The organism is Ruegeria sp. ABF4_144, assembly GCF_056160045.1.
In genome coordinates, this window is the sequence record NZ_JBSWWK010000001.1 from 360,001 (window position 1) to 380,581 (window position 20,581).

The following is a 20,581-nucleotide window of genomic DNA, read 5'->3' on the forward strand; positions in this document are numbered from 1 at the left end:
GGAGAGGTGAGAGCCTTGAATTGAAGCCCAGGTAAACGGCGGCCGTAACTATAACGGTCCTAAGGTAGCGAAATTCCTTGTCGGGTAAGTTCCGACCTGCACGAATGGCGTAACGACTTCCCCGCTGTCTCCAACATCGACTCAGCGAAATTGAATTGCCTGTCAAGATGCAGGCTTCCCGCGGTTAGACGGAAAGACCCCGTGCACCTTTACTACAGCTTCGCACTGGCATCAGGATTGTGATGTGCAGGATAGGTGGTAGGCTTTGAAACCGTGACGCCAGTCGCGGTGGAGCCTCCCTTGAGATACCACCCTTCGCACTCTTGATGTCTAACCGCGGTCCGTTATCCGGATCCGGGACCCTGCGTGGCGGGTAGTTTGACTGGGGCGGTCGCCTCCTAAAGCGTAACGGAGGCGCGCGAAGGTTGGCTCAGAGCGGTCGGAAATCGCTCGTTGAGTGCAATGGCAGAAGCCAGCCTGACTGCGAGACTGACAAGTCGAGCAGAGTCGAAAGACGGCCATAGTGATCCGGTGGTCCCGAGTGGAAGGGCCATCGCTCAACGGATAAAAGGTACGCCGGGGATAACAGGCTGATACTGCCCAAGAGTCCATATCGACGGCAGTGTTTGGCACCTCGATGTCGGCTCATCTCATCCTGGGGCTGGAGCAGGTCCCAAGGGTACGGCTGTTCGCCGTTTAAAGAGGTACGTGAGCTGGGTTTAGAACGTCGTGAGACAGTTCGGTCCCTATCTGCCGTGGGTGTAGGAGACTTGAGAGGAGTTGCCCCTAGTACGAGAGGACCGGGGTGAACGATCCACTGGTGGACCAGTTGTCGTGCCAACGGCAGTGCTGGGTAGCTATGATCGGACAGGATAACCGCTGAAGGCATCTAAGCGGGAAGCCCCCCTCAAAACAAGGTCTCCCTGAGGGCCGTGGAAGACCACCACGTCAATAGGCCGGAGATGTAAGCGCAGTAATGCGTTCAGTTGACCGGTACTAATCGCCCGATAGGCTTGATTTGATCCAGTAACAGAAAGACAAATCACCAAAAGCATACACTGACCTTGACTAAGGATAGCGTCGCAGCACCTAGCCGCGATGTTGATTGAGACAACAACCGTGCGGCAACGCGCCTTTATCTGCGATAAAGACGCTGCCTGCCGCGCGTCGCGCTTTTGCTCCGCAAAAGTCGCGACGGGGATTTTCCTCGGTTTGGTGGTCATAGCGCAAGTGAAACACCCGGTCCCATCCCGAACCCGGAAGTTAAGCACTGCCGCGCCAATGGTACTTGGGCTTAAGCCCCGGGAGAGTAGGTCACCGCCAAACCTAGAAAAATCCCCATCTCTCTAAAACGATATCACACTTTCCGACCCTGACGCGGGATGGAGCAGCCCGGTAGCTCGTCAGGCTCATAACCTGAAGGTCGTAGGTTCAAATCCTACTCCCGCAACCAATCTTACAGGTCGGAAATCAAACACTTAGCCTCGCATCACGCGGGGCTTTTTGCTTTGTGCCATCCCCAAGGAAAACACTGTGGAAGCAAGCCGATGGCGCCCCCGAACCTTGTCTCGGAACGTGTGGGGCATTCAGCAATATCCTGCCGTTTTATGTCGACAACTTTGAAGCTGCCAATGGCTGGATCGACGAACAGGTCGATTGCTCCTCAATAGGCGATACTGCGCATCATAGGTCTCAGCCTCGAAGGTGTATTAAGAGGACTCCAAACCCGACCATCTTGCTGTCCCATACGAAGTAGTCTTTCGCTTCAACAGGCATGGCCTCAACGGCGCGTTCCCCGTCTATGGGAACGGGTCAGTTCTGCACCATTCCGGGAATCGGGGTTGTGCTACCCGGCATAGAAGGTTCGTTGAAGCCGCGACGTCAACTTTAAAGCATTCCGTCGCTCAAACGACAGAGACAAATGGGGTCTCTGATTCTCATCGGAGTGGTTGTATGCGTTTCTCGGGCTGTCATGGCCTGACAGAGGTTTAGAAAACAAGCTGCGCTGGCAGTGATACAGTGTTTTATCTAGATCATAAGACGACGACACGAATACCGCCCAGTCCTAAATGCAGCTCGTTGAGAATAAGGCAGGTCGTGTTCTCATCGAAAGTATTCTCACGGCGTTGGGGTTCCCGATACTGCGGTGCATGGAGGGCTCGATCCGCTTCGACAGACTTTGGCGCGACCGCTGTCCGCACGTTGTCTATCCGGCCTTCCCTGATCCGCGTTTGCCTTGAGAATGTGCCGGATAGCTTGCTTCCCGAAACTGTCTGGTCTGATTTTGGTGGGTCGCGCGTTCCTGCGAAAAGTGGAATTGCTCGTTGTGAAATTTTGCTACTGGTTCAGTTCCAGCGCGGTGTGTCGATACGTCCTTTGGCGAACTGAATACTCTGGAGGCTGAGGCAATCCACCCTTAACCTGTCTGACATGGCAATTGAACCCAGACTGGACATCATCGGGGCCGCGTTGGCTGATCCAAGTCGTTCACGAATTCTGTGTGAACTAATGGACGGGCGCGCATTCACAAACAAAGAGTTGGCCTGCGCCGCCGCTGTCAGCCCGCAAACTGCGAGCGCCCATCTGAAACAGCTCGAAATGGCTGGTCTGACCTCGTCGTTGCGAAGTGGGCGGCACATCTACCACCGGATCGCGAGCGCTAACGTTGCGCAAATGCTTGAAGGATTGGCCACCCTTTCCCCGGTCGATCACCTGAACCGACCTAGTCAAATTGCCAAAGACACCCGATGTGCACGTAGTTGCTATAACCATATCGCGGGCAGGTTGGGTGTCTTGGTGAAACAGCGCCTTGTTGCTCTCAATGTATTGGCTCTGGACCATGAGGCCATAAAGTCCGGCCTGCGCTACAACGTGTTTCTGGAAGACATTGGGATCAAACCTCCACTTGTGACCTCGGGGAAGTCTCCAGCAAAGCTTTGCCTCGATTGGACAGAGCGGCGGCACCACATATCCGGGCCGCTGGCCACTGCGATTATGCAAAAGTCGCTGGACGAGAACTGGCTTCATCGACGCACGGGGAGTCGCGCGTTGACGATCACCGAAGACGGGTTCGCTGCGCTGGAACGCTGGTTCGGGCTGACAAAAGAAACAATTGACGGTTCGGGCAGCAATGAGCCGTCTTGTCCCACAGTTCTGCCAACACAGGTCATCACAACGGAATAACTGATGGATGTGACCATGACGTGCCTAGTCTCCGCGCCGAAAGGTCTGTTCTGAGAACCGATCTGAGGATCATCCAACCGCCCCGATATTAGCGCTTTGGTAGAAGTTTCAGCCTTGCATCCCGAAGCTTCTCACTGGCTCAATTCGTCAAAAATCGCTGTGTTTGCTTGCGGCCTGCAAAGCCGTTCATGTGATAGGAGACAACGACCTGCAAATCGGGTTCAAGGTCTGGATTGACTGGCGCCTATCGGGCACAACCTCGCTGTTCCTAGGTTGGTGCGAATTCAGCACGGACAACAGTGATACGCTGGGCATTGGTGCGTTCGAATATGACGTAAACCAGCTTGGGCCCATGGTCGGCGTGAACTTCAGTTTCTCAGCCTAAAAGCTCTGTTGGAGATTGACGGCACCGTCCAACTGTTTTGGGCGGGCAGCGGCCAAACTTTGCTAAGTGTCGGCTAGACGACCTTCAATCAACTCCGGCGGTCTCTGTGCTTGCGATGTTCAATCCCCCAATCTGCGCCAGAAGGGCAACGATATCGTCGACGCCCTGCCTTTGGCGCAGCGAGGAAAAGACAAACGGGCGACCGTTGCGCATGCGCGTTGCGTCGCGTTTCATAACGTCAAGTGAGGCGCCGACATGTGGGGCCAGATCGGTTTTGTTGATGATCAGCACGTCGGATTTCGTGATCGCTGGACCGCCTTTTCGGGGGATTTCCTCACCAGCCGCAACGTCGATCACATAGAGTGTCACGTCGGCTAGTTCCGGGCTGAACGTGGCGGAAAGATTGTCGCCACCGCTTTCGATTAAAACCACCTCGACCTCCGGGTGGCGGGTCTGCATCTCGGCCACGGCCGCCAGATTGATCGAGGCGTCCTCGCGAATTGCGGTGTGCGGACAGCCACCGGTTTCCACGCCTATGATCCGATCCTGCGGCAAGATTTGCATTCGCATCAGGGCTTCGGCGTCCTCGCGTGTGTAGATGTCATTGGTGATCACGCCAACCGAGACCTTGTCGCGCAGTGCTTCAGAAAGTGCGGCGGTGAGGGTGGTTTTGCCTGCGCCAACCGGGCCGCCGATGCCCACACGCAGGGGGCCGTTCATGCTTCTCATGTTCGGAACATCCTTGAATATTGAGTTTCGTGTTTCATTGACGCGATGTCGGATAGGAACGTAGTCGAACCCAGATCCTCGAGCCCGGTTTCAATCGCGGTGGTCGCCACGCGCTGACACAGCGGGGTGAGGTTGCGGATCAGACGTTGGCTCTCAGTCTGGCCCAATGGTACCAGTCGGGTCGCGCAGGCCACCAGATTGGCCATAAAGGCCTGCAGGAACATCTGCGCCGTCAGGCTAAGCGGCAGGTTTTGGGTCGCTGCAGCGTGGCCAACGGCGACCGGGTAGGTCAGAGCGCTCAAGTCCATCACCCAGACCTCCGCAGTGATACCGCAAAACGCCTCGCCCAAAAGGCGTGTTTCCATCAGGCGCTCGGACGATGCGCTGAAGGCACGCGCGATGCGATCGATTTCAGACAGCCTGTTCGGCGTGTTGGTTGCATACGCAGCAGCGAGAAAGATGCAATCGTTGCGCCCCGAACCATGTTCGATGACGTCGGAAATCCAATCGCCAGTATCTTGCGCGTTGGTGACTGCACCGCTTTCAATCGCCCATTCCAGCCCATGTGAATAGGCAAATCCCCCCACCGGATAGGCGGGAGAAAGCCATTGCGTCAGGGTCAGGATATAGGCGTCAGTGGGCGTGGCCATGGGTCCTGCCGTGGCCATAGGCGCCGCCTTCTGGGGTGAAGGGCTCGCGGGTTTCGCGAACTTCGGCTCCGATCTTCAGAAGCATGTCCCGGATCACGTGATCCACTTGGATCAGCAGCCGGTTGGATTCGATCTGACAGGGGGTGTGGCGGTTGCCGATATGCCAGGCGATACGGGGCAGGTCAGAGGCCGTTACCTCAAGTAAAGACTCAGGCGCGGCCTGAATCTCGATTGCGCGCCCGTCATCCAGAACCAACGCGCCACCATGATCCAGTGACGTTGTCTGCGCCAGATCGACAAGAATTTGCTCGCCGCTTTCGCAGGTCAGAACTTTGCGGCGCAAAAACCGATCTTCGTAAGTCAGCGATAGTGTGTCAGAAGGCTCAACGTGAAAGTGATCCGAATACTGGCGGGCAGTACAGAGAAGGATGGTCATGCCAGCGCCTCCTTTGCGGAAGGCGCAAGTTTTACCAGATAGAACCTGCGAAAACGTGTTGCACGATCCGGTCGCGGGTCAGGCCGCGTTTGCGCAGTTCGTCGTCGCTCAGCGATTGCAGGAACTGGATCCGATCGGTGCGGGATCTTGCTTCGGCCAACCGAACAAGCGCTGAGTAGATTGACGAGCCAATCGACGAGATCAGACCGTGGACGGAAAAACCGGTATGTGTTTGATTTTCTGTGTGTGCCATTTGGACCCTCGTTAGCTTGCGAGACGTTGGTCCTCCCTAGTTTCAAAATATCGGTCATTTTGCCCTCACTTAGTAGTGGGTATTTGATCATGGCTGGGATGCGATTGCTGCAATGCAGCATAATTATTAATCAGAACAAAAAGTACCGCTGCGCCATCGGCAGCACTTCGGCAGGCTGGCAGGTCAGCAATTCTCCATCGGCACGCACCTCATAGGTTTCCGGGTTGACCTCGACATGTGGCGTCGCGTCGTTCAGCAGCAGATCACGCTTGCCAATGTTGCGGGTGTTTTGAACGGCGAGGGTCTTTTTCGCCAAGCCCAGTGTATCACCGATCCCCTCCGCTTGCGCGGCCTCGGAAACAAATGTGATCGCCGAATGTTCGACCGAGCGGCCATAGGCCCCGAACATCGGGCGGCTATAAACTGGCTGCGGCGTGGGGATCGAGGCGTTGGGATCGCCCATCTGCGCGCAGGCAATGGTGCCGCCCAGCAGAACCATCTCGGGCTTCACACCGAAAAAGGCCGGGTTCCAAAGGACCAGATCGGCGCGTTTGCCTTCTTCGATGCTGCCGATCTCATGGCTCAGGCCATGCGCAATCGCCGGGTTGATGGTGTATTTGGCGATGTAGCGGCGCACGCGCATATTGTCGTTCTCGCCGGTTTCTTCGGCCAGACGCCCGCGTTGTTTCTTCATCTTGTCAGCGGTTTGCCAGGTGCGGATCAGAACCTCGCCGACCCGGCCCATGGCCTGACTGTCGGACGCGATGATACTGAAGGCCCCCATGTCGTGCAGGATATCCTCGGCTGCGATCGTCTCGCGCCGAATGCGACTTTCGGCAAAGGCCACGTCCTCGGGGATGGATTTGTCGAGGTGATGGCAGACCATCAGCATGTCCAGATGCTCTTCGACCGTGTTCACTGTGAAGGGCCGCGTCGGGTTGGTCGAGGACGGCAGAACGTGGTTCTCGCCGCAGATCTTGATGATGTCGGGGGCATGACCCCCGCCAGCGCCCTCGGTGTGGAAGGCGTGGATTGTGCGGCCTTTCATGGCAGCTACAGTGTTTTCAACGAAACCGGATTCGTTCAGCGTGTCCGTGTGGATCATCACCTGAACGTCCATTGCGTCCGCGACCGACAGGCAGCAGTCGATGGCCGCAGGGGTTGTGCCCCAATCTTCGTGCAGTTTCAGCGCGCAAGCCCCGGCCTTGACCTGTTCTTCTAATGCGGCGGGCAGTGAGGCGTTGCCCTTGCCCGCGAAGGCCAGATTCATCGGGAAGGCGTCTGCCGCTTGCAGCATCCGCCCTATATGCCAAGGGCCTGGGGTGCAAGTGGTCGCCAGCGTGCCGTGCGCGGGTCCTGTTCCGCCACCCAGCATGGTGGTCAGACCGGAATGCAGCGCGTCTTCGATCTGTTGCGGGCAGATGAAATGGATATGGCTGTCAAACCCGCCTGCGGTCAGGATGCGGCCTTCGCCCGCAATCACTTCTGTCCCCGGTCCGACGATGATGTCGACACCGGTCTGGGTGTCAGGGTTCCCGGCTTTGCCAATTTTGGCGATACGCCCGTCCTTCAGACCCACATCCGCCTTGTAGATGCCCGATTGGTCCACGATCAGGGCGTTGGTGATAACTGTATCCGCGGCCCCCTCGGCCCGCGTGACCTGAGATTGCCCCATCCCGTCGCGGATCACCTTACCGCCACCGAACTTGACCTCTTCGCCATAGGTTGTCAGATCGCGTTCAACCTCGATCACCAGATCGGTATCAGCCAGCCGCAGTTTGTCACCGGTGGTGGGGCCAAACATGGCGGCATAGTCAGAGCGTTTGATTGTTGCTGGCATCAGAGTGCCCCCATGACCTTTTGATTGAAGCCGTAAACCTTGCGCGCCCCGCCGATTGGGATCAGTGAGACCTCACGCTCTTGCCCCGGCTCGAACCGCACTGCGGTGCCGGGCGCGATATCCAGACGCAGCCCGTGGGCCGCAGCACGGTCGAATTTAAGCGCCGGGTTGGTTTCGGCGAAATGATAGTGCGAGCCCACCTGAATGGGGCGGTCGCCAGTATTGGCGACCATTAGGGTGATCGCCTCCGCGCTTGCGTTCAGGGTAATCTCACCCTCAGCGGGAAACAGCTCTCCGGGGATCATTTGTTCAACTTTATCATCAGCGCGATTGCGGCCAGTGCGATCACCGCCAGACCAAGGCCCAAAGCGGCATAATCCGTGCTATGGGCGTGGACATGCGTGTCGGTATGCGCGGCGGCGGGGCCAGCCAGGATCAGGGCAGGGAAGAGCATGCGGGTCATGTCAGGTTTCCTTATTCAGCGGATGGGGTTGTGGACGGTTACTAACTTGGTGCCGTCGGGAAAGGTGGCCTCGACCTGAACCTCGTGGATCATCTCAGGCACGCCTTCCATGCAGTGTTCGCGGCTAATCACCTCGGCCCCGGCCTGCATCATGTCGGCCACGGACCGCCCATCACGGGCGCCTTCGACCACGGCGTCGGTGATCAGGGCGATCGCCTCAGGGTGGTTCAGTTTCACGCCGCGCGCCAGCCGCTTTCGCGCGACCTCGGCGGCCATGGCGACCAGCAGTTTGTCTTTTTCTCTGGGGGTCAAGTTCATGTCAGATCATCCAGCATCGGGGAAGAGTGTCATTATTCAGGTGTCGCAGCACCGGCATCAGCACACGCCGCAGGGCAAAGCTGTTTGCGGCCAGTATCCGGGTCACCAGCAGATCGTCTTGGATCAGCGTTGCGCCTGCGCTGTCGGGCAGCATCCGACGGACCGGCTCCAACTGCCCCTCTGCCGTTGCTGAGGCAAAGACAACCAGCGCCATGGCTCTGGCGCCGTTGGCAATATGTGGTTTGGTCAGATGGGCGTTCAGATCGCCTGTAAACTGTGTGGCGTCCCAAAAGACCGGAGTGCCATCGCGCCGGATCTCGATCCGGTCGCGGAGGCAGACATCGGATAGGGTCTCGCCCATCGCGGTGCGGCCAAAGACCAGCGGCTCGACCATCAGCGCTGAGGCATCCGGGGCCAACTCGATCAGCAAGCGCCGATCCAGCGCGCTGCCGTTGAACAGGATAGTCTCCTGTGGCAGCCAATTCAGCCGAGCCCCGGTTTCAGCCTGCAGATGGTTGGTGATCTGGCCATAAGGGCCGGATTGCGCCTTGTAGGCGCGCTCGCAAGCCTGGGTCGTCAGGTTTAGTGTTGTGCCCGCGGCGGCGTGCCCTGTGAACCGGAACGCATCTCCGCCGGTGATCCCGCCCGCCGTGTTCAGCAGCACCGCATCCAGCCCGATGTTATCGGACCGCGGGAACAGGCACTTGAAAGACCCCGACTGGCGAAACCCGTCCAGAACCGATCTGTCGCCCAATCGCTTGGCACTCAGGTGAATCGCGCCTCTGGCCCGCGGCGGCATCGCGCCCTGTTTGGGCAATATGGAGGCATGTTGAGTAATGGCGCACCTGCAGATTTCAGACTTCTGCCACTTGTTTCACCGCTGGGGCGTCGGAACTCTATTCCGGGATGCCGCATTTGGGAGATTTTTCGATAGACTTGATTAATTTTTGAACACTGGTCGCAGCGGCAGGTCAAAAATTAAGCAGACGGGGTCAAATTAACGATTTGGCAGGGCCCGCAATTTGCCAAGTTCGCCGCAATGCAGAAACCGTGTGGGTGCCCACCACGGGGACGAACCCCGAGGGTGTGTGACGGCTGCGCGAATTGGACCTCGGACACAACCGCCACACGGAACGCAACAACAGTTGCGGGTATCAGGTAGAGGAAGATTGCGCCTTTGCGCAAGCCTTCTGCCGCGGAACCCGCCAGGAGGATTACATGAAATCTCTCAAAGCCACACTCGCCGGTTCGGCGGTTTTCGCGGCCATGGCCACAGCGGCCCTGTCAGATGAAGACACCATCAAGGTCGGCGTGCTGCACTCGCTGTCGGGCACCATGGCGATCTCGGAGACCACGCTGAAAGACACCATGCTGATGCTGATCGATCAGCAAAACGCCAAGGGCGGCCTGCTGGGTAAACAGCTCGAGGCCGTCGTGGTCGACCCGGCCTCGGACTGGCCGCTGTTCGCCGAAAAGGCACGTGAGCTGCTGACTGTGCATGAGGTGGATGTGATCTTTGGCAACTGGACGTCCGTCAGCCGTAAATCGGTCCTGCCTGTGATCGAAGAGCTGAACGGCCTGCTGTTCTACCCCGTGCAGTATGAGGGTGAAGAATCTTCCAAAAACGTCTTCTACACTGGCGCCGCGCCGAACCAGCAGGCAATCCCTGCGACCGACTATTTTCTGGACGAGCTGGGTGTCGAGAAATTCGCGCTGTTGGGCACCGACTATGTCTATCCGCGTACCACCAACAACATCCTCGAAAGCTACCTGAAGGGTAAGGGCATCTCGGACGAAGATATCTTCGTTAACTACACACCCTTTGGCCATTCGGACTGGTCGAAAATTGTCGCAGACGTCGTTGCGCTGGGTGCTGATGGTAAGAAGGTTGGCGTGATCTCGACCATCAATGGTGATGCCAACATCGGTTTCTACAAGGAGCTGGCTGCGGCAGGGGTTTCGGCGGACGACATTCCGGTCGTGGCCTTCTCTGTTGGAGAAGAAGAGCTGTCCGGTCTGGATACAGCCAACCTTGTTGGTCACCTGGCGGCGTGGAACTACTTCCAGTCGGCTGACACCGATGCGAACGCTGAATTTGTCGAAACATGGAAAGCCACCATGGGTGATGAGCGCGTAACTAACGACCCGATGGAGGCGCACTATATCGGCTTCAACATGTGGGTGAACGCCGCGACCGAGGCAGGTTCGACCGAAGTCGATGCTGTGCGCGCTGCGATGTATGGGCAGGAATTCCCGAACCTGACCGGCGGTACGGCGGTCATGCTGCCGAACCACCACCTGGCGAAACCGGTTCTGATTGGTGAGATTCAGGAAGACGGTCAGTTCGACATCATCAGCGAGACCGACGTCGTACCTGGCGATGCCTGGACTGATTTCCTGCCGGAATCAGCGGTCCTGAAATCGGATTGGAAAAATCTGGGTTGCGGTATGTACAACACCGAGACCGAGAGCTGCGTTCAGACCCTGTCGAACTACTAATCCTCTCGCAAGGCGGGTGTAAGCGCCCGCCTTGCCCAAGACACTCGGGTTTCTCCACATGTTACGACTTTTCCTTGCGGGCCTCGCAATACTGTGCGCCTGCCTGACTGCCAACGCGCAAGAGGGTGGTCTGCAACCGATCCTTCAAGAGCATCAGGAGATCATCGCCAAAAGCTCGCGCAAGACGATCAAACCAGCGATTGATGCGATTGCGGCCAGCGGTTTGCCACAGGCGCAGGTGATGCTTGAGACCTGGGCCGCCAAGAACATGTGGATGCGCAAGGCGGATGGTCAGTTCTTTGCGGGCAAGAAGGCCGAAGGGCGGTCGTATGAGCTGACCGATTTCGATACCGGAGAGGTCGTCGGTACGTTCGAGAAAGCCGACCTGAAACAGATGAAACCCAACAGCGGCATCCGTGCGATGATCGGCACCGCGCTGGTGCAATTCCAGCTAATGGACCCAAGTCGCGCCAAGCGTTCAGCAGCGCTGCGTTCCATTCAGCGTGACCCCGATGGCGCCTTGCTGGAACCCCTGCGGGCTTCGATCGACGAAGAACCCGATGCCGATCTGAAAGCGCAGAAACAACGGCTCGAGCGGCTGCTGACCATCGGCTATGACGAAGATACAGCGGCGCGTGTGGCCGCGATTGAGGACATGTCGGATGATCTGGGCGTTGACGTCCGCGCCGCGTTGAACCCTCTAGTCGTGACCAATCGGCAGGTCGCAGCCGAGGTTCCGACGGACGCCAACATCGCCACCATACTTGAGCCGGGCTCGGATGCGCTGAGCGAGGCCGACGCATACGACCTGCTGGTCGCGCGTGATCTGGCCGCCCCGCACGTTTCACCAAATGATATTCGCACCGCTTTGTCCGCCAATATCGACGGTGGCCGGGTCGGTGGTGTCCCGGTGGCGCAGTTGAACTCCGACGCGTCCCGTGCGCAGGCCTATGCGGCACTTGCCGAGGCTGGAGCGGTGCCCGCGCTAATCACACAGGCTGATAATGAGGCGGCGTTGAGCGCGCATGTGTTCTTTGAAACTTACGTGGAGCCCTCACCTGAAGTGACCGCCGCTGCCGATAAGGCACTGGAGCAGATCGAGCTGAAAGTTGGACTGAATCAGACGCTCGACCTGACGCTGGACGCAATCTCGCTGGCCTCAATCTATTTTCTTGCCGCGATCGGCCTTGCCATCACCTTTGGTGTGATGGGCGTGATCAACATGGCCCATGGCGAGTTCATCATGATGGGCGCCTACACAGGCTACGTGGTGCAGCAATTCATCCCTGACCATACGCTTTCGATCATCGTTGCCATCCCGATGGCTTTTGCGGTCACCTTCGCCATGGGCGTCGCGATGGAGCGGCTGGTGATCCGTTGGCTGTATGCGCGCCCGCTGGAGACGCTGCTGGCGACCTTCGGTATCTCGATTGCCCTGCAGCAGTTGGCCAAGAACATCTTCGGCACGCAGGCCCGGCCTCTGACCGCGCCCGGTTGGCTGGACGGGGCATGGGTGCTGAACGATGTTGTCTCGATCAGCTATATCCGCATCGCGATCTTCGTGCTGGCTATGATCTTTCTGGGGCTGTTCCTGTATATCATGAAACGCACACGGCTGGGGCTTGAGATGCGCGCCGTGACGCAGAACCCGCGTATGGCCGGGTCGATGGGCATCAATCCGGGGCGGGTGAACATGCTGACCTTCGGGCTGGGCTCGGGTATCGCCGGGATCGCCGGGGTTGCGATTGGGCTGTTCGCCAAGGTGACGTCCGATCTGGGCAGCGACTATATCGTGCAAAGCTTCATGACCGTGGTTGTCGGCGGTGTCGGCAACATCTGGGGTGCGCTGGCTGGTGCAGGCATGATCGGCTTCCTGCAGAAGGGGATCGAGTGGATGAACCCGTCGAACACCCTCGCGGCACAGACCTACATGATCATCTTTATCATCATTTTCATCCAGTTCCGGCCAAGGGGGATCATCGCCCTCAAAGGTCGCGCGGCGGGGGATTGAGCCATGGAACGTAGCTTTGTCGCCAAGAACCCATCCGTGCTGGTCTTTCTGGCCATCCTGTCGCTGTTCACCCTAGGCGTGACCGTCCTGTCCGAAGGGTTCGGGATCGGTGTGATCTCGACCAGTTTCGTCAAAACGCTGGGCAAGACCCTGTGCCTGTGCCTGATCGCCGTGGCGATGGATCTGGTCTGGGGCTTCACCGGTATCCTCTCGCTGGGGCATTTCGCCTTTTTCGGGCTGGGCGGCTACATGATCGGCATGTGGCTGATGTACGAACGCACCCGCCTGATCGTGGTCGAGTCGCTGTCGCAAGCCGACATCCCACCAACATCTGCCGAGGTCGTTGACGCCATTGGTACGCAAATCTTCGGCGTGGTGGGATCATCCGAGTTCCCGTTGATCTGGGCCTTCTCGGACAGCCTGTTCCTGCAGCTGGCACTAGTCGTGCTGGTGCCGGGCTTTCTGGCGCTGATCTTCGGATGGCTGGCGTTCCGCAGCCGGGTGACGGGTGTGTACCTGTCGATCCTGACCCAAGCCATGACATTGGCGCTGGCATTGTACCTGTTTCAGAACGACAGCGGATTGCGCGGCAACAACGGCCTCTCCGGCCTGCAGAACTTGCCGGGGGTCACCGCTTCCCAAGATGTGGTGTCGATCTGGTTCCTGTGGGCTTCGGCTTTGGCCTTGGGACTGGGCTACATGCTGGCGGCGTGGATCGTGTCGGGCAAGTTCGGCTCGGTCATCCGGGGCATCCGCGATAACGAGGCGCGAGTACGGTTCCTTGGTTACTCGGTCGAGGTTTACAAGCTGGCCGTCTTTACCCTGACCGCCTGTATCGCGGCCATCGCAGGCGCGCTCTATTATCCGCAGGCGGGCATTATCAACCCTGAAGAAATGGCGCCCATCGCTTCGATCTATCTGGCCGTCTGGGTCGCCATCGGCGGGCGCGGTCGTCTGTATGGTGCCGTCATCGGCGCGGCCTTTGTCAGTCTGCTCAGCACGTGGTTCACCGGCGGGCAAGCCCCGGACATTCCGCTGGGGTTCTACACGATCAAATGGGTCGATTGGTGGCAAGTGCTGCTGGGCGTGTCTTTCGTGCTGGTCACTCTGTGCGCGCCCCAGGGGATCGGCGGTTTGTTCGATCTGTGGAACAATCGCCGCCACCCGGATCGTCACGGCGCAAACCTTGGGCCAGATGACGGTGCCCTGCGTGAGAAGGAGGCCATCGAATGAGCACTCTGCTAGAGGTCAGCGGCGTTTCGGTCACCTTTGACGGGTTCCGTGCCATCAACAACCTCTCCTTTCAGATCGGGAGCGCCGAACTGCGCGCGGTGATCGGGCCGAACGGGGCAGGTAAGACCACCTTCATGGATATCGTCACAGGTAAGACCCGCCCTGATGAGGGCCGGGTGATCTGGGGCGAGAAATCCGTGTCTCTGCTGAGCATGAGCGAGGCCAGGATCGCGCAAGCAGGCATCGGACGGAAGTTTCAGAAACCCACGGTGTTCGAAGATCAGACCGTGCAGGAAAACCTGCTGATGGCGCTTAAGAACAAACGCGGCTGGTTAGGCGTGCTGCTCTATCGTCCCTCGACGAATGATCTAGAGAAGGTTGAGGAACTGGCCGCCGAGATAGGGCTGAAGGACGAACTGGCCCGCAAGTCCGGTGAGCTTAGCCACGGGCAGAAACAGTGGCTCGAAATTGGTATGTTACTGGCACAAGAGCCGCGCCTGCTGTTGGTCGACGAACCAGCCGCCGGTATGACCCCGCAGGAACGCGAACACACTACTGACTTGTTGGTTCAGGCGGCCAAGACCCGCGCCGTTGTGGTCGTCGAGCATGACATGGAGTTCGTCCGCCGCCTGAACTGCAAGGTCACGGTGCTGCACGAAGGCTCGGTTCTGGCCGAGGGGTCGCTGGACCATGTGACATCAAATCAGGACGTCATCGACGTCTATCTGGGGCGCTAGGCAATGCTGACACTGACCGATCTGACCCTGCATTATGGGCATTCGCAAATCCTCTACGGTATCTCGATGGAGGCCGAGCAAGGCGAGGTGACCTGCGTCATGGGCACCAATGGTGTCGGCAAGACCAGCCTGATCAAGGCCATTTCCGGCACTCATCCGCGTTCGGGCGGCAAGGTGGCGCTGAACGGCGAAGAACTCGGCATCCTGCCTGCCCATAAAATGGCGTGGAAAGGCGTGGCCTGTGTCCCGCAGGGGCGCGAGATTTTCCCGCTGCTGACCGTGCGCGAGAACCTTGAAACAGGTTTTGCCTGTCTGCCCGCCAGCGAGCACTTTATCCCGGATGAGATTTTCGATCTATTTCCGGTGCTTAAGAAAATGCAGAGCCGGCGCGGCGGGGATTTGTCAGGCGGGCAGCAGCAGCAACTGGCTATTGCGCGCGCGCTTATCACCAAACCACGCCTTTTGCTGCTGGACGAGCCGACCGAAGGTATTCAGCCCAATATCATCCAGCAAATCGGAGAGGTTATTCGCCATCTGCGGGCCCGGGGTGACATGGCCATCGTTCTGGTCGAGCAGTACTTCGACTTTGCTTACGACCTCGCCGATCAGTTCATCGTCTTGCGCCGCGGTGAGATCCTGCTTTCGGGCCTCAAGGCAGAGCTTTCACGCGATCAGGTCCTGCAAGGCGTCACGGTCTAATGGTAGTGCGCCGGGCAAAGACTGATTAACCGAAAACTGTGTGCTGATCGGCCTAATGGCTTGGTCTTGTGGGTGCGCAACGACTCAGCAGCCCTTAGCTGTGACTGCGTTAGAGTGGTGTTTGCTTTGTCATTTTCTTGCCTGGAAACGTGGGGCTAAGAAAATTCCCGTTCGAAGCCCGATTCAGGGCGAAAAAAAACAAAAAATAATCGCGTAATTTCAACGGTTTTTATGGGCCTACGGGAAACCCCCAATACCGGCATATGGGGAGATTCGTTAACTGTAACGTATTGAACGGATCACTTCGGACAATACCACTTTTCCCCTGTGAGGGGCTGGCTTCTTACCCCCTCGGCCGGCCCCTCAACAAACTGCCGGGCGCCGTCCCGATTCCCCTAGATTTACCGTCAGGCGTTCGCTTCAAGCGAATTCAGCACCTGTATGACAAGCGTCGGCAGTTTTGAAGAATCGTCGTAACTCGCCGCGTGTGGAATCTCGGCGACCGGCGATTTGCGATAGCCTTCAGTGAAAAGCAGAAACGGCACTTGCGCGCGTTGGGCGGTTTCAGCGTCGACCTCGCTGTCGCCAACAAACAAGTGCGGACCGGCGGGAGTCACGGCGGCGAAGCTTGCCTGCAGGTGGGTCGGGTCCGGTTTGCGTGTGTGCAGGCTGTCGCCACCGAGAACGGCGTCGAAATGATGCGCCAGATCCATCGCTTCAAGCACGTGACGTGCGGGGGCTTCGGGCTTGTTGGTGCAGACACCCAAAACACAGCCGATATCGCGCAGTTGCTCCAGCGCCTGTACCACGCCGGGATAGACGACAGTTTGGTCGCTGGACGCGGCATTGTAGTGCGCCAAGGTCTGTTGGGTCAGGTCAGCATGATTTTCCATCGACAAGTCGCAATGCAGGATCACACGTTCGACCAGCTTGGGCAGGCCGTTGCCGACGAATTGTCGAATCTGTTCCCGCGGAAGGGCGGCGACGTCGTTGTCCTGCAGCATCCTGTTGGTTGCTGCCGCAATGTCAGGGAGGCTGTCCACCAGCGTCCCGTCCAGATCGAACATGATTGTCGCACTCATTGGCAGCCTCTCCTGTTTCAACACTCTCACAAGACCTATCCCGCCTGATTTTTTGGCGCAATCACGTCGGTTTGGAGGTTTTTTCAGAACGCGCTTGACATACCTGACTAAAATAATCAGATTAACAGGCAAGTAAGCAGCCAACCCCATTTTGGGCCAGCCAGATCAAGAAAACGCGAACAGATCAAGGCATTGCGCCTGAGACCACTTGGAGTTGTCCTGATGAATATGCAGAACACGAGTTCCAGCCAAACCTACGCTGTATCTATGCTGCCGTCCCATAAGGCAGAAGACCTGACAAAGGGTGGCAACCTAGCCCATATCGAGCTGGGCGACCAGTTGTATACGCTGCGCATAACGCGCGCTGGTAAGCTGATTCTGACAAAATGAGCACGCGCCCCCCTCGCGGCGGGGCGGCCGTTGGCCGTCTTGCAGACCTGAGCCCTGTTGAGGCTGGTGCCGTGATGTATTTGCGACTCTGGGGTGACGGGGCGCAGGGGCGTTCCGACGCGGCCAGTGACTTTGAAATCGCGCTGGGCGCAGAATGCGGTCGCGCTGCGATGATGACTCTGGACCAGTTGTGCTCGTTATGTGCGCATCACGGACGCCGCCCGCTGATCCGCCACGGGCTGGGGTGTTCCTGTCTGGGCGCAGATGAGAACTGCTTTGCGCAGATGATTGCTGCGGCCTCGGAAGGGGACCGTGAAGACGCGATGATGATGGCCTCACTGATTGTTCGGGCGGATTTCGCCCCTGCGTTGGCCTCATTGTCTGAAGAACTGGGACTGGCCCTGCGTCGCATGACAGCGGCTGTTCCAATACCAACCACCGGGCACGTACCCCCCGCGGCCGTGCTGCATTAAATCAGCAGGCAAGCGTTAAACCCCGGCCTCCCTTGTGCCGGGGTTTATTTTTTTCAGCAGCACCCGCACCCGGCGTGGTGGTGATCATGATCACAGGCCGGGGCAGGAGCATAGTCGCCGACCTCTGCCAGTACATCCCGCAGCGCCCAGAGGATCATGTCCACGTCCTCGGCCTCGATGGTCAAAGGCGGGCGGATTTTCAGGATGTTGTCCTTCGGCCCTTCGCTGCCGATCAGGATGCGATGATCGCGCATCCGGTTCTTGACGTGTTTGCAAATCTCGGTGCCCTCTGACCCGTCGGGGTTAACAAGTTCGACACCCAGAAACAGGCCCATGCCGCGCACGTCACCGACGCAGCCGAAATCAGCCTCGATCTGGCGCAGGCCATCCATCAGGCGTGCGCCCATGTTCCGGGCGTTGTCCTGCAGACCCTCGTCATCGACAATGTCCAACACCTCTTTGCCGATCCGGCAAGACAAGGTCGAGCCGCCGAAGGTCGAAAAGAACTCGATCCCGTTGTCAAAACTGCGGGCAATTTCCTTGGTCGTGACCAGCACACCCAACGGGTGGCCATTGCCGATGGGTTTGCCCATCACAACGATGTCCGGCAGCGCGCCCTGGTGTTCAAAGCCGAAATAGTATTCGCCCAGACGTCCCAGCCCGGTCTGCACTTCGTCAGCGATGCAGATGCCGCCCGCGGCGCGGATTTTCTCATAAACCGCAGGCAGGTAGCCTTTGGGCGGAATGATCTGACCACCGACCGAGGGGAATGTCTCAGCGATGAAACCGGCCACGCCCTGGCCCTTGTCCTGCAAGGCGGCAATCGCCGGATCAACCAGATCTGCATATTTCCGGGCGCGATCAGGATCGTCCCGTTTGAAAGAGCCGCGATAGTCGTCGGCTACTTCAACCAGTTCGACCCAATCGGCCTGACCGATCCCGCCGGGCTTGTTGAACTTGTAGGCCGAGATCGCAACGGCCGCGTTGGTGTTGCCGTGATAACCATGGTCCGGCGTCACGATCCCCTTGGCCCCCGTATGGGCGCGGGCCAGTCGCAGGGCCAACTCATTGGCCTCGGTGCCGGAATTGACGAAGAAACAGACCTCGAAATGATCGGGCAGCTTGGACAGTACCTTGTCGGCAAAGGCTGTCTGTGCCGGGTGCAGATAGCGGGTGTTCGAGTTCATCCGCTTCAACTGATCCGCTGCCACCGTCTGAATGCGCGGGTGCGCGTGGCCCACATGCGGGACGTTGTTATAGGCGTCCAGATAGGGGCGGCCCCACTCGTCGAACAGGTGGTGCTTCCACCCACGCACCAACATGACCGGATCATCGTAGGTCAGGCTGAGGTTGCCGCCGAAATGATCGTGCCGTCCTTGCAGGATCGCCTGCTTATCGGTCGGCTGGTAGAACACCTTGTCGTCGGGCAGGTTTAGCAACGCCGCCGGGTTGGGGCAAACCGCGTGCCACAGCTCCATCTCATCCGGGTCACCGACGCCGGGCCAGTCGTTTTGCATGCCGTCCGTGGTTAGGGCCAGTTGGAAATGCACATGGGGCGCCCAGCCTCCATTCTGGCTGGCATCCCCCAGCCGCGCAAAGGCCGCGCCCTGCGCCACCGGATCGCCCGGTTTCAGCCGGTCGCAGACCTCGGGGTCCAGATGGCCGTAGAGCGTATAGAACGGATCACCCTCGGGCGTTTCGTGGTGCAGGATCACCACGCCGCCATAGTCCAGATGCGCGTCCCGGTTCTCGATCGCCTCAACTCGGCCGCTCATCGGTGCGTGCAGAACTGCGCCCGCAGACGCAAACACGTCCACCGCCAGATGCACCGTGCGCCGGTCCGAGGCCTTCCAAGGCCCCTTGCGGAACCCGGGTTCGGCATAGATCAGGCGGGGTTCGTTGTAATAGCCCAGCCACAGCCCCTCGCCGAATTCCTCACCCACGCGGGCGGCCTCTTCCAGCGGCATGTGGAACGGGTTCTGCGGCCAGGTCGAGTTTTCAACCGACAGTGAGCCCATCGGCGCATCGCTCAGGTCTTGCTCGAACATCTGGGCGAACTGGCCGCGATGTTCGGACAGGTACGCGTGGATGCGTTCGGCCCCATCGGTGACCGGCAGGCCACAGGCGGTGCGCAGCCGGGCAGACATCAGGCCGCCATTCACGTCTGCATTCTCAAGGAACCGCCAGGCCGGGGCCTGACTGATGGTCACGTAAGGATCATCCGGGTTTTCAGCCGCCATCAAAGTCGAATTCACGACGGATACCGCCAATCGCATCCGCAGCAACGGCCAGATCAGATCGACCTCATCCGCGCGCAACCGGTTGGCCGCGTGATAGCCACGGACCAGCGCCGCCAAAGCGCGTTCAGGTTTGGGGTGGTCCAAAACGATATAGGCGCCCGCAATTGCCAGATCACATGTGCGCGGCGCCGCGCACATGTCGCCCAGATCAATCAAGCCCGAGACGCTCTGGCGTTGACCCAGCTCGCCCTCGACCAGAATGTTGTAATCGTTCGCGTCGTTGTGGATGGCCTGCTTGGGCAAGCCTGACAATTGACCAGAGATCGCATCGAACGCGCCGCAAATCTCGGACAGCAACCCACGGCGTACGGGATCCGCAATCGCATCCAACTGATCGGCGATCCAGCCTGCCTGCGTCAGATCCCATTTGAAGTCTGCCCGGTGCAAACCGTCATGCGAGAACCGCTCCAGCGCCTTGTCCGTCGCCCCCAGAACGCGGCCCAGCTTCAGGATCAACTCCTCGGATTTGGGTGCTGTTTTGGCATAGCACTGCCCCGGCAGGCATTCGAGCAACCAAGCCAGCCGCATTTCTCCTTGCTGATCGGCAATCTCGGGCAGCAACGCCCCGTTCAGATCCGGGAACACCTGAGGGAAGGGCAGACCGGGTGCCTCGCTTGCGATATGGGCCAGAGCCTTGACTTGCAGGTCCACGAATTCGGCTTCACACCCCGCGCGCATGACCTTCAGCACGTAATCCTGACCGTTCGTCGCCCGGACCATAAAGTTCAGGTCGTATTCGCCATCCAGACGCTCCAATTTGGCGTCCAGCCCCCAATAGGTGCGCAGGGCAATTGCCCAGAATTCCGTCATGCCGCTCATACGATTTCCAGTCCCTTCGTCATCGGGAGCCTCTTCATCTGGCTAAAAATACCTTCGGGGGTGAATTGGCCCACCGGGCCA

General features: G+C 58.8%; 20 protein-coding genes, 1 tRNA gene and 2 rRNA genes (1 of these 23 cut by a window edge). 12 read left to right on the forward strand and 11 right to left on the reverse strand.

Annotation, left to right across the window (positions count from 1 at the left end; all coding sequences use genetic code 11):
• The 5 genes from ACXAGD_RS01860 to ACXAGD_RS01880 all read left to right on the forward strand — a co-directional run.
• Positions 1-1,021: ribosomal RNA gene (locus tag ACXAGD_RS01860) — 23S ribosomal RNA — on the forward strand (it extends 1,806 nt beyond the left edge of the window).
• Between the two features lie 190 nt (positions 1,022-1,211).
• Positions 1,212-1,326: ribosomal RNA gene (rrf, locus tag ACXAGD_RS01865) — 5S ribosomal RNA — on the forward strand.
• A gap of 50 nt (positions 1,327-1,376) precedes the next feature.
• A tRNA-Met gene (locus ACXAGD_RS01870) sits at positions 1,377-1,453 on the forward strand.
• Between the two features lie 977 nt (positions 1,454-2,430).
• Positions 2,431-3,183, forward strand: coding sequence for an ArsR/SmtB family transcription factor (locus ACXAGD_RS01875; RefSeq protein WP_475208145.1), 753 nt, complete (start codon positions 2,431-2,433; stop codon positions 3,181-3,183).
• A 190-nt stretch (positions 3,184-3,373) separates the two neighbouring features.
• Positions 3,374-3,568 carry a hypothetical protein gene (locus ACXAGD_RS01880; protein WP_475208146.1) on the forward strand — a complete coding sequence of 65 codons (195 nt, stop codon included), beginning with the start codon at positions 3,374-3,376 and terminating at the stop codon, positions 3,566-3,568.
• 84 nt (positions 3,569-3,652) lie between these two features.
• On the opposite strand, the gene ureG is transcribed toward ACXAGD_RS01880, so the two are convergent.
• The 9 genes from ureG to ACXAGD_RS01925 form a co-directional block, all read right to left on the reverse strand.
• Entirely contained in the window at positions 3,653-4,297 is a 645-nt protein-coding gene (gene ureG, locus ACXAGD_RS01885; protein WP_475208148.1) for an urease accessory protein UreG, read from the reverse strand.
• Positions 4,294-4,965, reverse strand: coding sequence for an urease accessory protein UreF (locus ACXAGD_RS01890; RefSeq protein WP_475208150.1), 672 nt, complete (start codon positions 4,963-4,965; stop codon positions 4,294-4,296). Before ACXAGD_RS01890 ends, ureG begins: the two co-directional genes overlap by 4 nt.
• The gene (locus ACXAGD_RS01895) at positions 4,931-5,383 is read right to left on the reverse strand and encodes an urease accessory protein UreE (protein ID WP_475208151.1); all 453 of its coding nucleotides are present in this window, start codon (positions 5,381-5,383) and stop codon (positions 4,931-4,933) included. Before ACXAGD_RS01895 ends, ACXAGD_RS01890 begins: the two co-directional genes overlap by 35 nt.
• Positions 5,384-5,414: 31 nt before the next feature.
• Positions 5,415-5,636, reverse strand: coding sequence for a hypothetical protein (locus ACXAGD_RS01900; RefSeq protein WP_475208152.1), 222 nt, complete (start codon positions 5,634-5,636; stop codon positions 5,415-5,417).
• A 130-nt stretch (positions 5,637-5,766) separates the two neighbouring features.
• Positions 5,767-7,476 carry an urease subunit alpha gene (gene ureC / locus ACXAGD_RS01905; protein ID WP_475208153.1) on the reverse strand — a complete coding sequence of 570 codons (1,710 nt, stop codon included), beginning with the start codon at positions 7,474-7,476 and terminating at the stop codon, positions 5,767-5,769.
• Positions 7,476-7,781: an urease subunit beta gene (locus ACXAGD_RS01910; protein ID WP_475208154.1), complete on the reverse strand. Its 306-nt coding sequence runs from the start codon at positions 7,779-7,781 to the stop codon at positions 7,476-7,478. Before ACXAGD_RS01910 ends, ureC begins: the two co-directional genes overlap by 1 nt.
• Positions 7,778-7,939, reverse strand: coding sequence for a hypothetical protein (locus ACXAGD_RS01915; protein ID WP_475208155.1), 162 nt, complete (start codon positions 7,937-7,939; stop codon positions 7,778-7,780). The genes ACXAGD_RS01910 and ACXAGD_RS01915 overlap by 4 nt, the downstream gene beginning before the upstream one ends.
• Before the next feature lie 15 nt (positions 7,940-7,954).
• Positions 7,955-8,257 carry an urease subunit gamma gene (locus ACXAGD_RS01920; RefSeq protein WP_152459090.1) on the reverse strand — a complete coding sequence of 101 codons (303 nt, stop codon included), beginning with the start codon at positions 8,255-8,257 and terminating at the stop codon, positions 7,955-7,957.
• A gap of 1 nt (position 8,258) precedes the next feature.
• Positions 8,259-9,056: an urease accessory protein UreD gene (locus tag ACXAGD_RS01925; protein ID WP_475208156.1), complete on the reverse strand. Its 798-nt coding sequence runs from the start codon at positions 9,054-9,056 to the stop codon at positions 8,259-8,261.
• Between the two features lie 419 nt (positions 9,057-9,475).
• Here ACXAGD_RS01925 and urtA point away from each other — a divergent pair, with 419 nt between their 5' ends.
• The 5 genes from urtA to urtE are packed head-to-tail and all read left to right on the forward strand — an operon-like array spanning position 9,476 to position 15,436.
• Positions 9,476-10,756 carry an urea ABC transporter substrate-binding protein gene (gene urtA / locus ACXAGD_RS01930; protein ID WP_475208158.1) on the forward strand — a complete coding sequence of 427 codons (1,281 nt, stop codon included), beginning with the start codon at positions 9,476-9,478 and terminating at the stop codon, positions 10,754-10,756.
• A gap of 58 nt (positions 10,757-10,814) precedes the next feature.
• Positions 10,815-12,767, forward strand: coding sequence for an urea ABC transporter permease subunit UrtB (gene urtB / locus ACXAGD_RS01935; protein ID WP_475208160.1), 1,953 nt, complete (start codon positions 10,815-10,817; stop codon positions 12,765-12,767).
• Between the two features lie 3 nt (positions 12,768-12,770).
• Positions 12,771-14,000: an urea ABC transporter permease subunit UrtC gene (gene urtC / locus ACXAGD_RS01940; protein WP_475208161.1), complete on the forward strand. Its 1,230-nt coding sequence runs from the start codon at positions 12,771-12,773 to the stop codon at positions 13,998-14,000.
• Complete coding sequence (gene urtD, locus ACXAGD_RS01945) at positions 13,997-14,737, forward strand: urea ABC transporter ATP-binding protein UrtD (RefSeq protein WP_475208162.1); 741 nt, start codon at positions 13,997-13,999, stop codon at positions 14,735-14,737. Before urtC ends, urtD begins: the two co-directional genes overlap by 4 nt.
• Positions 14,738-14,740: 3 nt before the next feature.
• Positions 14,741-15,436, forward strand: a complete 696-nt coding sequence (gene urtE, locus ACXAGD_RS01950; protein ID WP_475208166.1) for an urea ABC transporter ATP-binding subunit UrtE — start codon at positions 14,741-14,743, stop codon at positions 15,434-15,436.
• Positions 15,437-15,843: 407 nt separating this feature from the next.
• Here urtE and gph read toward each other — a convergent pair whose 3' ends face one another.
• Entirely contained in the window at positions 15,844-16,518 is a 675-nt protein-coding gene (gene gph, locus ACXAGD_RS01955; protein WP_475208167.1) for a phosphoglycolate phosphatase, read from the reverse strand.
• A gap of 228 nt (positions 16,519-16,746) precedes the next feature.
• On the opposite strand from gph, the gene hemP reads away from it, so the two are divergent.
• Positions 16,747-16,908, forward strand: a complete 162-nt coding sequence (gene hemP, locus ACXAGD_RS01960; RefSeq protein ID WP_475212463.1) for a hemin uptake protein HemP — start codon at positions 16,747-16,749, stop codon at positions 16,906-16,908.
• Positions 16,905-17,381 (forward strand): hypothetical protein, encoded by a 477-nt coding sequence (locus ACXAGD_RS01965; protein ID WP_475208168.1) that lies wholly within the window; start codon positions 16,905-16,907, stop codon positions 17,379-17,381. Before hemP ends, ACXAGD_RS01965 begins: the two co-directional genes overlap by 4 nt.
• A gap of 53 nt (positions 17,382-17,434) precedes the next feature.
• Here ACXAGD_RS01965 and ACXAGD_RS01970 read toward each other — a convergent pair whose 3' ends face one another.
• On the reverse strand, positions 17,435-20,500 hold the full coding sequence (locus ACXAGD_RS01970; protein WP_475208169.1) for an aminotransferase class III-fold pyridoxal phosphate-dependent enzyme: 3,066 nt from the start codon (positions 20,498-20,500) through the stop codon (positions 17,435-17,437).
• Positions 20,501-20,581: the final 81 nt, after the last annotated feature.

Bases quoted from the DNA above. Each gene is read 5' to 3' on its own strand.
- ACXAGD_RS01875 (WP_475208145.1), top strand. From the start codon at position 2,431: ATGGCAATTGAACCCAGACTGGACATCATCGGGGCCGCGTTGGCTGAT.
- ureG (WP_475208148.1), bottom strand. From the start codon at position 4,297: ATGAGAAGCATGAACGGCCCCCTGCGTGTGGGCATCGGCGGCCCGGTT.
- ACXAGD_RS01890 (WP_475208150.1), bottom strand. From the start codon at position 4,965: ATGGCCACGGCAGGACCCATGGCCACGCCCACTGACGCCTATATCCTG.
- ACXAGD_RS01895 (WP_475208151.1), bottom strand. From the start codon at position 5,383: ATGACCATCCTTCTCTGTACTGCCCGCCAGTATTCGGATCACTTTCAC.
- ACXAGD_RS01900 (WP_475208152.1), bottom strand. From the start codon at position 5,636: ATGGCACACACAGAAAATCAAACACATACCGGTTTTTCCGTCCACGGT.
- ureC (WP_475208153.1), bottom strand. From the start codon at position 7,476: ATGCCAGCAACAATCAAACGCTCTGACTATGCCGCCATGTTTGGCCCC.
- ACXAGD_RS01910 (WP_475208154.1), bottom strand. From the start codon at position 7,781: ATGATCCCCGGAGAGCTGTTTCCCGCTGAGGGTGAGATTACCCTGAAC.
- ACXAGD_RS01915 (WP_475208155.1), bottom strand. From the start codon at position 7,939: ATGACCCGCATGCTCTTCCCTGCCCTGATCCTGGCTGGCCCCGCCGCC.
- ACXAGD_RS01920 (WP_152459090.1), bottom strand. From the start codon at position 8,257: ATGAACTTGACCCCCAGAGAAAAAGACAAACTGCTGGTCGCCATGGCC.
- ACXAGD_RS01925 (WP_475208156.1), bottom strand. From the start codon at position 9,056: ATGCCGCCGCGGGCCAGAGGCGCGATTCACCTGAGTGCCAAGCGATTG.
- urtA (WP_475208158.1), top strand. From the start codon at position 9,476: ATGAAATCTCTCAAAGCCACACTCGCCGGTTCGGCGGTTTTCGCGGCC.
- urtB (WP_475208160.1), top strand. From the start codon at position 10,815: ATGTTACGACTTTTCCTTGCGGGCCTCGCAATACTGTGCGCCTGCCTG.
- urtC (WP_475208161.1), top strand. From the start codon at position 12,771: ATGGAACGTAGCTTTGTCGCCAAGAACCCATCCGTGCTGGTCTTTCTG.
- urtD (WP_475208162.1), top strand. From the start codon at position 13,997: ATGAGCACTCTGCTAGAGGTCAGCGGCGTTTCGGTCACCTTTGACGGG.
- urtE (WP_475208166.1), top strand. From the start codon at position 14,741: ATGCTGACACTGACCGATCTGACCCTGCATTATGGGCATTCGCAAATC.
- gph (WP_475208167.1), bottom strand. From the start codon at position 16,518: ATGAGTGCGACAATCATGTTCGATCTGGACGGGACGCTGGTGGACAGC.
- hemP (WP_475212463.1), top strand. From the start codon at position 16,747: ATGCAGAACACGAGTTCCAGCCAAACCTACGCTGTATCTATGCTGCCG.
- ACXAGD_RS01965 (WP_475208168.1), top strand. From the start codon at position 16,905: ATGAGCACGCGCCCCCCTCGCGGCGGGGCGGCCGTTGGCCGTCTTGCA.
- ACXAGD_RS01970 (WP_475208169.1), bottom strand. From the start codon at position 20,500: ATGAGCGGCATGACGGAATTCTGGGCAATTGCCCTGCGCACCTATTGG.